Genomic DNA, 10840 nt, shown 5'->3' with positions numbered 1-10840 from the left:
AGATGTGTATAAGAGACAGAAATATTAACTAGATACAATAAATCCCAAAATGGTGTATTTAGGTGTTTTTACTTGTTTTTTGGGTTTTTTAATTATGATTTATTTCAATGAGATATTAAATAGTTTTAACTAAATTTATATAGAGTAAGGAATAACAACTAATTAGATTGAAAGCGGTAAATTTAATATGAAAAGGAGGCTAATTAGCCTCCTTTGTGCCCTAATTAGTAATAATTAGGTGTGTTTAAAATGATCATGGAGCCTAAGATTTGTCCGTATGGGCTGTTATAAATTACAGGGCTTGTAATTTTAGTGGTTCCCATAGAACTTAAACGGCCATTATTATTATCAACACGAGTAAATGCATCAATGATTAAATCTTTACCAGCATCTACTAAGCCTGAATAAGTATTATTTAACTTGTTAACATCAAGTTTGACAGTATTTGTACCTTGAATTTTACCGTAACGGTTATCTAAGTCATTTCTCAATTTAATATTGATATCGCCTTTGATTCCCGCTTTTTGAGATGCATCCGCAGCAATAATACCTGAGTAGTTGTTCAAGCTATTTGCGTTAATGTTAACCGCGCCGTCTTCAGCATAGATTCCGCCTGTTCTACCTGCAACACCGAACTTACTGGCATAAGCATTGAAGCCGCTTGCATAGCTGTTATCCAGAGAAGTTGTATTGATAACAACATCGTTGTCAGCGGTAATCAGGCCACGATTATTTGTTACATTCGTTGCTTTAATATCTAGATTAGTTCCTTTGATGTAACCATATTGGTTGGTTAAGCTATAAACATTAAATTTAGATTTTCCTGCGTTAGAAACTAAAGAACCTTGGTTTTGAAGGATATTAGCCGTAATGTTTAGTGCTTTACCGCTATCTATAGCTGCATAACCATTGTTTATTAGGTTGTGAGACAACGTAATATTCGTTTGTCCATTGGTGGTTTTGATCAGTGAATTGCTGTTTTGCAATGTCTCTGCATCTATATCAATACGACGTTTAGCCACAATCTCACTGCTGTTTTCATTAGCAATTAAAGTACGTGCATTAATCGCAATATCACGGCCTGAAATTGTTGAGTTACTATTGACAACTTTACCCGCATTGATAGTTACGTTGTTTCCTGAACGGATCCCACGGTTATCTGTATTAATGACGTTATTACGTAAGTTATAATAGTTTTCAATGGTTCCCGTAGAACGAATATCGATATCACCACGGTTAGTTTTGATTGAGCCGTTAGTGTTATGCAAGTTAGTTGATACCAGATTAATATTTTGTTGTGCATCAACAATACCACTTCGGTTATCAATGTTTGATCCTGTGGTTAATGTAACACTACCGCCATTGGATTTAATCTGGCCATTCACATTACTTAAAATGCCATTGTTAGTATTGATATCAATATCATTGTTACTCACGATTGTGGAGTTGTTGTACAATCCTGAGTTAGTTTTGATATTAATTTTACCGTTGGCATTCATTTTGGCGTTTTGATTATAAACTAGGCCTTTTGAATCAATATTGATACCGCCAGAGCCTGCAACCATGCTGCCATAGTTGGATACACCAGTACCACTCTCTGTTGAAACTAATGTAATTTTATCGGCATACATACCCCCTAATGCGGACACATCAATACCGACTCGAGCTGTTGAACCTACGCCTTGTACATTAGTGACATAGTTACCCTTTGCATCAACAAAGTTATTACCTGCAACAATATTAATTTCTTTTGCATTAATATCACCACGGATCACCGCCGAGCGCGCAATAATGTCTGTTGGAGAATCAGACTGTAAGCGGCTATTGATGATGATCTGGCCTTTTTCTACGTTATAGCCAAGTACTTCTCCACCCGCAACAATAGGTTTACCTGTTGTTAGGGTAACGCGGTCGGTATTAATAAAACCACAGTTATTACATGTAATCCCAGATGCGTTAGCGACAATGACTTGTGCTTTCTGGCCTGCCACTTCAACCATACCGTTGAGGGTACTTGCTTTTGTGGAGTTAACTTCATTGAGAATCACTTTTGCAGGGCCGTTACCATTATTTAGGTTGAGGTTCCCATTGATTTGACCACCCAGAGTGGTATTCGTATTGGTTGCACTGTTATTGAGAATAACGCCTTTCTGATCAACATCAAATTGGCTATAGATGTTATGAGAAACGCCTTTATCGCTTGCACCTTTGATATGAACGATAGTCGGGCCATTATTTTGGTTCATTACTCCAGCGCCATTAATATTGGTGATTGCGGCTTGGGAGACTGAAACTGATCCTAAAATAACGCATACACTTAAGAACAGAGGTTTAATCTTCAGCGTAGGCTGGCTGATAGATTTATGATTAAGTTGTTTCATAAATATCCCTAAAATTGACTATAGATAAAATTAAAAATAGCTAATTAAAATTCCATTAAAGCTTAGGGATTATGCTTTATTATTATTTGTAATAAAATTTAATTGTACTTAAGTTGATTGGGTGAAACATGATAAGAACAAAATAGCCCTATATTTTTAATAATGGTCTTAAATATTATTTAAAATAAAAAACATGTATTAATCATTTAATTACATTTACTCTGTAATGGATGTTATAAGGAGTATTACGCGGGTAGTAACACGTAATCATGATGTTGCTTTATAAATTAATAATTTAGAGTTATTTATGTTTATTAAGAAAAGGTACTTAATGATATTATTTAAGTTAATATATTAGATGGTAGAAGGAAACTTTTATTTAAAAAATATAACAAATAAAAACAAATTAGATAGATAAATAATCAGTTAACCCTAATATTGCGTAGTTAATAATTTTTAAAAAAAACCACCCAATAAAATTGGGTGGATAAAATTTAAAATATATTATTTTTGTGTGGCTACTTTCATTTTACTTACAAACTCAGTTAATGCTTTTAGCATGACATCTGGCTTATCGAGGTTATTTTCAATAATTTTAACCACAGCAGAGCCTGAAATGGCACCAGCGGCACCATTTTTAATTGCCTCGGTGACTTGTTCTGGTTCAGAAATACCAAACCCTTGGAGTGCAGGAGCGGCTTGATATTGCTTAAGCTTATCGACCAAATGCGTTAATGGCATTTGAGCGCGTTGTTCAGTACCCGTCACACCAGCTCTTGATAATAAGTAAGTATACCCACGGCTATGTTCGCCGATTTGTTGTAATAAACCATCATCACCATTAGGAGGACAAATAAAAATAGGAGCAATATTATGGGCAAGGGCGGCTTCACGAAAAGGCTTTGATTCACTCATGGGAACATCTGCAACTAATACAGAATCAACGCCTGCTTTGTGGCAACGGATATAGAAATTTTCAATTCCATTGGTAAACACGAGGTTTGCATATACCAATAAACCGATTGGCATGGTTGGGTGTTTTGCTCGGATACGGCTTAATAATTCAAAGCAAATTGTGGGTGTAATTTCACTTTTAAATGCTCGCAGGTTTGCATTTTGAATTGTCGGGCCATCTGCCAGAGGATCGGAAAAGGGAATACCAATCTCTAGCGCATCAGCGCCACCTTCAATTAAAGCATCAATAATTTTCAATGATGTTTCAGCATCGGGATCACCTAATGTCACAAAGGGAACGAAAGCACCTTGATTTAGGCTGTTTAGACGCTCAAAAAGTTGGTTATAACGTTCCATTAAATTTCCCCTTTGCTAACTAAAATATCATGCACAGTAAAAATATCTTTATCGCCGCGGCCTGATAAATTCACAATTAATAATTGTTCTTTATTGGGTTCTTGCTCTGCCATTTTTAACGCATAAGCTAAAGCATGAGAAGATTCTAATGCAGGTATAATGCCTTCCTTGCGTGATAAAAGTTTAAAGGCATTTAATGCTTCATCATCGGTAATAGAGACATATTCAGCACGCCCGATGCTATTTAAATGGGCATGCTGTGGCCCAACAGAAGGGAAGTCTAAACCTGCAGATATTGAATAAGATTCTTCTATTTGTCCCTCGCGAGTTTGCATCATTGGGGATTTCATTCCAAAGTAGATACCCACGCGTCCATGTTTTAATGGGGCTCCATGTTGCCCTGACTCGATACCTAAACCTGCAGGTTCAACGCCAATAAGATTGACATTTTCTTCAGGGATAAAAGACGCAAACATGCCAATGGCATTGGACCCACCACCAATACACGCAATCACGGCATCGGGTAAACGGCCTTCTTTTTCAAGAATCTGCTGTTTTGCTTCATCACCAATCATGCGTTGAAATTCACGCACGATGGTTGGGTAAGGGTGCGGGCCTGCTGCGGTACCCAGTAGGTAGTGCGCTTTATCGTAGCTGCCAGACCAGTCTCGCAGTGCTTCATTACAAGCATCTTTTAGGGTGGCGGAACCACTGTGGACAGGGATAACTTCTGCGCCCATCAGTTTCATGCGAAATACGTTAGGGGATTGACGTTCAACGTCTTTAGCACCCATATAAATACGGCATTTCATGTTGAGAAGTGCACAAGCTAATGCTGTCGCAACACCATGTTGCCCCGCACCTGTTTCAGCAATAATCTCTGTTTTGCCCATACGTTTAGCCAGTAGCGCTTGGCCTAAGACTTGGTTTGTTTTGTGCGCCCCGCCATGAAGCAGGTCTTCACGCTTTAAATACAACTTTGTTTTGGTGCCTGCGGTAAGGTTTTTGCAGAGAGTCAACGCCGTCGGACGACCGGCATAGTTTTTAAGTAGGTCATGGAATTCTTTGATAAATTCTGCATCATCTTGCGCGGCAATAAAGGCATCTTCTAATTGATTGAGTGCAGGGATTAAAATCTCTGGCACATATTGCCCACCAAACTCACCGAAATACGGATCTAATTTGCTCATTATTTGTTATCCATCTCATCAGTTAAAACGTAATTATTGTTTAGCCTTATCTTATTGCTTTATTGGACTGTTGATTCAGCCCGCAACGTTGATAACACTAACTTAATTTTTTGCTCACTCTTAATACCAGGCTCAATTTCGACACCAGAATTAAAATCAAGCCCATTACACAGCAATTTCGCGGCCTGAAGGCAGTTTTGAGGATTTAATCCGCCCGCTATCATTAGCTTTTGCTTTGCAGTTGCTGGAATGGCTGACCAATCGAAGCTCTTTCCTGTTCCGCCTTGCCCGTTATCGAGTAATAGAACATCAATATCTTGAGTTTCGTATTCAGCTACATTTGGTTGCGACATATCCAGCGCTTTCCACACTTCACAATAACTTGGTAATTGAGAGCGAACTTCTTGAATATATTGTCGGTCTTCATTACCGTGTAGCTGCACGGCAAAGAGCGCTAACTTTTTCGCAATATGCGCGACAAAATCGGCCGATTGGTTACGAAATACACCAACATATTTTAGCGGGGCGGAATGGACAATACGCTCAGCTTGTGACAGTGTCACTTTTCGAGGGGAGGATTCTGCAAAGATTAATCCACCAAAACAAGCTCCCGCGTCGAAAGCGGCTTTTGCATCTTGTTCACGGGTTAAGCCACACACTTTATGTTCACCAACGAGCAATTTTTGTAGTGCCTTTGCAAGGTCATCTTGTTCCATTAAAGCACTACCAATCAGAAAACCGTTAGCATATTGGCTAAGAGATTGAATATGCTGATGTAAATAAATACCTGATTCACTGATCACAATCGTTTCTGGCGCTAAACGCGGCGCTAATTCGCGGGTGCGATTTAAATCAATGGATAAATCACGCAAGTCCCGGTTATTAATGCCGACCACTTTAGACTTTAATTTTATGGCTCGTTCTAATTCCTCTTCGTTACTGACTTCCGTTAGAACACCCATATTTAATTGGTGTGCAACATCCGCTAAGGCCACATATTCTTCGTCATTTAATACCGATAACATCAATAAGATAGCATCCGCTTGATAATGACGTGCAAGGTATACTTGGTATGGATCGATAATAAAATCTTTACATAAAACAGGTTGCTTAACCGTGTTACTGACAATCGTCAGATAATCCATATTGCCCTGAAAATATTTTTCGTCAGTGAGGACGGAAATCGCAGATGCGTAGGGTGCATAGGTCTTCGCAATCACTTCAGGGTCGAAATTTTCTCGAATTAACCCTTTTGAAGGAGACGCCTTTTTACATTCTAAAATAAACACTGGGCGCTTAGTGCTTAATGCATCATAGAAGCTGCGTTGACTTGGCTGTAATGTGTCTATGAAACTGTCTAAGGGCTGTTTAGCCTTACGTTCAACAAGGTAAACGGCTTTGTCATCAACAATCTTTTGTAATACAGTCGCTTTCATTTTACTGGTTCCTTGCCGCGAGCGCAGTGACTCGGTCGAATGATTTACCGCTGCGAATAATTGAGAGAGCATGTTCGCTATTTTGTTTTAAATCTTCATGGCCATTAATCCGCATTAGCATTGCCACATTAGCCGCGACTGCAGCCTCGTGAGCTGCTTTACCCTGGCCTTGTAATAACTGGGTCAATAGAATGCGGTTTTCATCAGGGGTGCCGCCTTCCAAATCACGTAATTGGTACGGTGTTAAGCCAAAATCGTCGGCGGTTAATTGGTAATGATGTAACACACCGTCTTTTAATTCAGCAACTTGGGTTGTGGCATGAAGTGAAACTTCATCCATCCCTCCACTGTGTACCACAGCTGCACGGGTAAAACCAAGCATATCTAAGGTTTCAGCGACGGGTTTTACCAGCGCTTCTTGATAAACACCGATTAACGCGATAGGTGGGCGAGCTGGGTTGATTAATGGCCCAAGAACGTTAAATAATGTTCTTGTTTTCAGTTGTGAACGAACAGGTGCTGCATGGCGAAAACCACTATGGTACTGAGGGGCAAATAAGAAACACACGCCTAAATCATCCAAAATGTCCCGAGCACTTTGAGCGCTTAAATCAAGTGCAATACCAAAGGCCGCTAATAAATCTGATGATCCAGAACGACTAGATACGCTGCGATTGCCATGTTTAGCGACTTTAATTCCAGCTTCAGCGGCTACAAATGCGCTAGCCGTTGAAATGTTAATACTGTTTGCGCCATCTCCCCCGGTACCTACAATGTCACTGAATTGATAATCAGGTCGAGGGAATGGTTGGGCATTTTCTAAGCAGGCAAGGGCGGCACCTGCAATTTCTTGAGGTTGTTCACCACGCATTTTCATGCTGATGAGTACGGCTGCCAGTTGCGATTCAGTTAATTCACCTTGAATAATGGCATTAAATAAATACTGGCTTTCTTGTTGTGTCAGTGGCTGTGCTTTGAATAATTTATCATAAATATTTTGCATAATTGGCTCTCTATATCCCGTTAGTGCGAATGAGTTGTGGTGCTTGCGTTGGGTGTAGAAAGAGCCCATGCCACAGTATTTTCTAACAACTGTTTACCCTGAGTGGTTAAGATAGATTCAGGGTGAAATTGGAATCCACACACTTTGTCTTGCTCATTTCGCACAGCCATGACCATTCCGTTGGATTGCGCATTGATAGTCAGAGTTTCAGGAATTTGGCTACCCACTAAAGAGTGGTAGCGCGCGACTGAAACAGGGTTTTCGAGATTAGCAAACATCGCTTGCCCATCGTGGGTAGCAAGTGATGCCTTACCATGTAATATTTCCCCCGCGGAAGAGACAACACCACCGTAAGCCTCAACAATGGCCTGATGGCCTAAACAAATACCAATCACAGGAATTTTGCCGATAACCTGTTTTAAGACCTCAGGCATAGAGCCTGCTTCACTCGGTTTTCCTGGCCCTGGCGATAACACTAAAATTGGTGAGTTCATTTGGTTTAATACAGATAAAATATGCTCTGAGCTCACGGTATTACGGTAAATAACGACTTGGTGGCCATTGGCACGCAGTTGGTCGACCAAGTTGTAAGTGAAAGAATCCACATTATCGAGCAGTAAAATATTCGCCATTAGAATAACTCCTTCACTTGGTGGGCTTGGGCAATCGCACGGATCACGGCGCGTGCTTTATTGCGCGTTTCATCTGCTTCAGCTTGAGGTGATGAATCCAATACGACGCCACCACCAGCTTGTACAGTCGCAATGCCATCTTCTACATAAGCTGAGCGGATCACGATACAAGTATCGAAATCACCTCTGCCGTTGAAATAACCCACCGCACCGCCATAGGAGCCACGACGCTGTTGTTCATACTGTGCAATTAATTGCATGGCTTTCACTTTGGGGGCTCCCGTTAATGTGCCCATATTCATACAGGCTTGATAAGCATGAAAAATGTCTAAATCGTGACGTAATGTTCCCACAACATGGGAAACGAGATGCATCACAAAGGAATAACGATCGACTTTGGTTAAGTCAGCTACATAGCGGGTGCCTGCTTCACAGATACGGGCTAGGTCATTACGCGCAAGGTCAACAAGCATGATGTGCTCTGCTAGCTCTTTTTCATCTGTACGCATTGATAGTTCAATGCGACTGTCTAAATCGAGGTCGATATCCCCTTGAGCATCACGGCCGCGTGGGCGAGTACCCGCGATAGGGTAAATTTCCACCTTCCGGTCGCTGGTGGCATATTTCAATGCACTTTCGGGGGATGCACCAAATAGCGTAAAATCCTGATCTTGCATATAAAACATATAAGGGCTTGGGTTTTGTGCCTTAAGTTTTTGATAGGCAATCAGTGGATGTGAACAAGGCATGGTGAATTTTCGTGAGGGTACTACTTGGAAGATATCTCCACGATAAATCGCCTCTTTTAATGAGGTGACTATGGCGCCATATTCTTGGTCGTTTTTGCTCAGTGTAACTTGGAAGTTAGGCTCGCTTTGCAAAGGGAGTGCCGGTAAAAATGGGCGGCAAGATGCAATAATTTCATTGTGACGTTGTTTAACCGCATCCAGTGTTTGTTCGTTTTGACTGAAAATACAGCTTTTAATGCGAGCTGCTTGGTTTTGATGGTCGATCACTAAATAGTGTTCTGCGACGAAGAAACAATAATCAGGACACTGATTGACAGTTTTAACGTCAGGGATGGACTCAAAGTTTGCCACAAGGTCATAGGCAAATAAGCCGCCCACAAATACCGTTTCTGGCTTAGTCGAATAAGTTTGAGCTAAGACAGGTAATGCACGTAACACGTCTAAGCATGATGCCGCTTTTAAACGGCTGTCTTCATCTAACGCAGGGTTAGGTTGCTCGAAGGTAACAACTAATAATGCCGTTTCAATGGTATGGGTGGAAATTACCCCTGAAAGTTGCGCTAACAACAATGGCAGCAAGGCTTGGCCGTTTAATGTTAACGCTTCAATTTCGACGCGTTGGCCAAAAGCGCGAATGCGTAATGCGCTGTTAACAATCAATAAACTTTGTAAATTAGCTTTGTTATTGATTTCAGCGGACTCAAGCAACATTGTTGAGGGAATCGCATGGCATAAGTGGTTGAATAACAGCGTTGGATCTGGCTGATAGTTAATTGGGCTATCCAGATACGTAAAATGTGCTAATGTGGTGTTTTGTTTGTTCATTTTTGTTGCCTTACGCTAATTTTTGACATTAAAAAACCCGCCGTATGAAGGGCGGGTTTGGCACTGAGGCATGGTTTAACTATGCGCGTGCGGCTTCCGCCCAATTTGGGAAGTCACGCCACCAACGATTTGTTAAGTTAATTAAAGCCATAATGTGCCTCACTGGATAAACTGAATGTTATTGGCTGCAAGCCATCTTGCGTACTAGTAAACTGGATCGCATTTGAAGTGTCAAGTATTTTGTTAATTTATTAGGAAAAAATAGCTATTTATGGAAATTGGAGACGATATCACCTTGCAACCTGTGTCTACACCGCTACTGACTCGCTATGACTTACACAGCCATACGACAGCTTCTGATGGGGATTTAACGCCAGAAGAATTGATAGAGCGAGCCATTGAAAAAGGCGTCAATGTCCTAGCGATCACTGACCACGATACGTGTGATGGCTTAATGCAGGCAAGACAGTATGTACGCGATAACGAAAAGCCGATTGAGTTAGTGAATGGTGTTGAGATCTCAACACTTTGGGAAAATATTGAAATCCATATCGTCGGTTTAAATTTCACTTCTGAACACCCTGCAATGGTTGCATTACTTACGGAGCAATCGGCTCGTCGTGAAGCGCGGGGGATTGAGATAGGTCGTCGTTTACAAAAAGCGGGCATTGATGATGCGTGGGAGAACGCCCAAAGTATATCGGGTGGGGGGCAAGTTACCCGAGCGCATTTTGCGCAATATATCGTGAAAATAGGCAAAGAAAAAACCATCAATAATGTATTCAAACGCTATTTGTCTAAAGGCAAAACAGGTTATGTGCCCGCAACATGGTGTAGCATTGAAGCGTCCATTGCGGCGATTCATGCCGCTGGTGGCGTGGCTGTTTTAGCGCATCCATCTAAATATCAGCTTTCAAATAAATGGCTAAAACGTGTGATTGCTTATTTTAAAGAACATGGGGGCGATGCGATGGAGATTTCCCATTGCCAGCAACCTCCTAATGAAAAACAATATTTAGCTGAATTGGCTAAAATGGCGGATTTACGAACTTCTGTGGGGTCTGATTTTCACCGTCCTTGTTCTTGGATTGAATTGGGGCGAAACCTATGGTTACCAAATGATGAGCAAGCAGTTTGGACATTGTGGCAGGACGTAAAAAATCGCTAATTTATTGATGTATTGGTCGGTCGGTGTAAAATAATACTATATATAGAGTGATTAGATTAAAATCAATCATTCGATTGAGTAAAGAGATAGTGCCATTTTTAGGTATTTTGCCGGGTGATGCTGTCGATACCAAATTGTTGAGGTA

Annotated in this window: 6 protein-coding genes, 1 pseudogene and 1 other annotated feature; of the genes and pseudogenes, 1 reads left to right on the top strand and 6 read right to left on the bottom strand. The window is 40.8% G+C overall.

Features of this window, described 5'->3' with window-relative positions; all coding sequences use genetic code 11:
* Positions 1 to 224: 224 nt before the first annotated feature.
* The 6 genes and pseudogenes from KDJ85_RS09790 to KDJ85_RS09760 all read right to left on the bottom strand — a co-directional run bounded on the left by KDJ85_RS09790 (position 225) and on the right by KDJ85_RS09760 (position 9527).
* A complete protein-coding gene (locus tag KDJ85_RS09790; protein ID WP_225819495.1) occupies positions 225 to 2381 on the bottom strand; it encodes a two-partner secretion domain-containing protein in 2157 nt (718 codons plus the stop codon).
* A gap of 504 nt (positions 2382 to 2885) precedes the next feature.
* On the bottom strand, positions 2886 to 3692 hold the full coding sequence (gene trpA / locus KDJ85_RS09785; RefSeq protein WP_225819494.1) for a tryptophan synthase subunit alpha: 807 nt from the start codon (positions 3690 to 3692) through the stop codon (positions 2886 to 2888).
* A complete protein-coding gene (gene trpB, locus KDJ85_RS09780) occupies positions 3692 to 4882 on the bottom strand; it encodes a tryptophan synthase subunit beta (protein ID WP_225819493.1) in 1191 nt (396 codons plus the stop codon). The genes trpA and trpB overlap by 1 nt, the downstream gene beginning before the upstream one ends.
* A 59-nt stretch (positions 4883 to 4941) precedes the next feature.
* Positions 4942 to 6318 carry a bifunctional indole-3-glycerol-phosphate synthase TrpC/phosphoribosylanthranilate isomerase TrpF gene (gene trpCF, locus KDJ85_RS09775; protein WP_225819492.1) on the bottom strand — a complete coding sequence of 459 codons (1377 nt, stop codon included), beginning with the start codon at positions 6316 to 6318 and terminating at the stop codon, positions 4942 to 4944.
* Between the two features lies 1 nt (position 6319).
* Positions 6320 to 7953, bottom strand: a pseudogene (trpD, locus tag KDJ85_RS19285) (bifunctional anthranilate synthase glutamate amidotransferase component TrpG/anthranilate phosphoribosyltransferase TrpD).
* Positions 7953 to 9527, bottom strand: a complete 1575-nt coding sequence (locus tag KDJ85_RS09760) for an anthranilate synthase component 1 (RefSeq protein WP_225819490.1) — start codon at positions 9525 to 9527, stop codon at positions 7953 to 7955. The pseudogene trpD and the gene KDJ85_RS09760 overlap by 1 nt, the downstream one beginning before the upstream one ends.
* 27 nt (positions 9528 to 9554) lie before the next feature.
* Positions 9555 to 9657, bottom strand: a sequence feature (Trp leader region).
* A 141-nt stretch (positions 9658 to 9798) separates the two neighbouring features.
* Between KDJ85_RS09760 and rnm the strand changes: the two genes are divergently transcribed.
* Positions 9799 to 10695 (top strand): RNase RNM, encoded by an 897-nt coding sequence (gene rnm, locus KDJ85_RS09755; protein WP_225819489.1) that lies wholly within the window; start codon positions 9799 to 9801, stop codon positions 10693 to 10695.
* The last annotated feature ends 145 nt before the right edge of the window (positions 10696 to 10840 follow it).

The organism is Providencia vermicola, from assembly GCF_020381325.1.
Classification (GTDB): Bacteria; Pseudomonadota; Gammaproteobacteria; order Enterobacterales; family Enterobacteriaceae; genus Providencia; species Providencia vermicola.
This window is presented reverse-complemented; position numbering and strand designations above follow the sequence as displayed.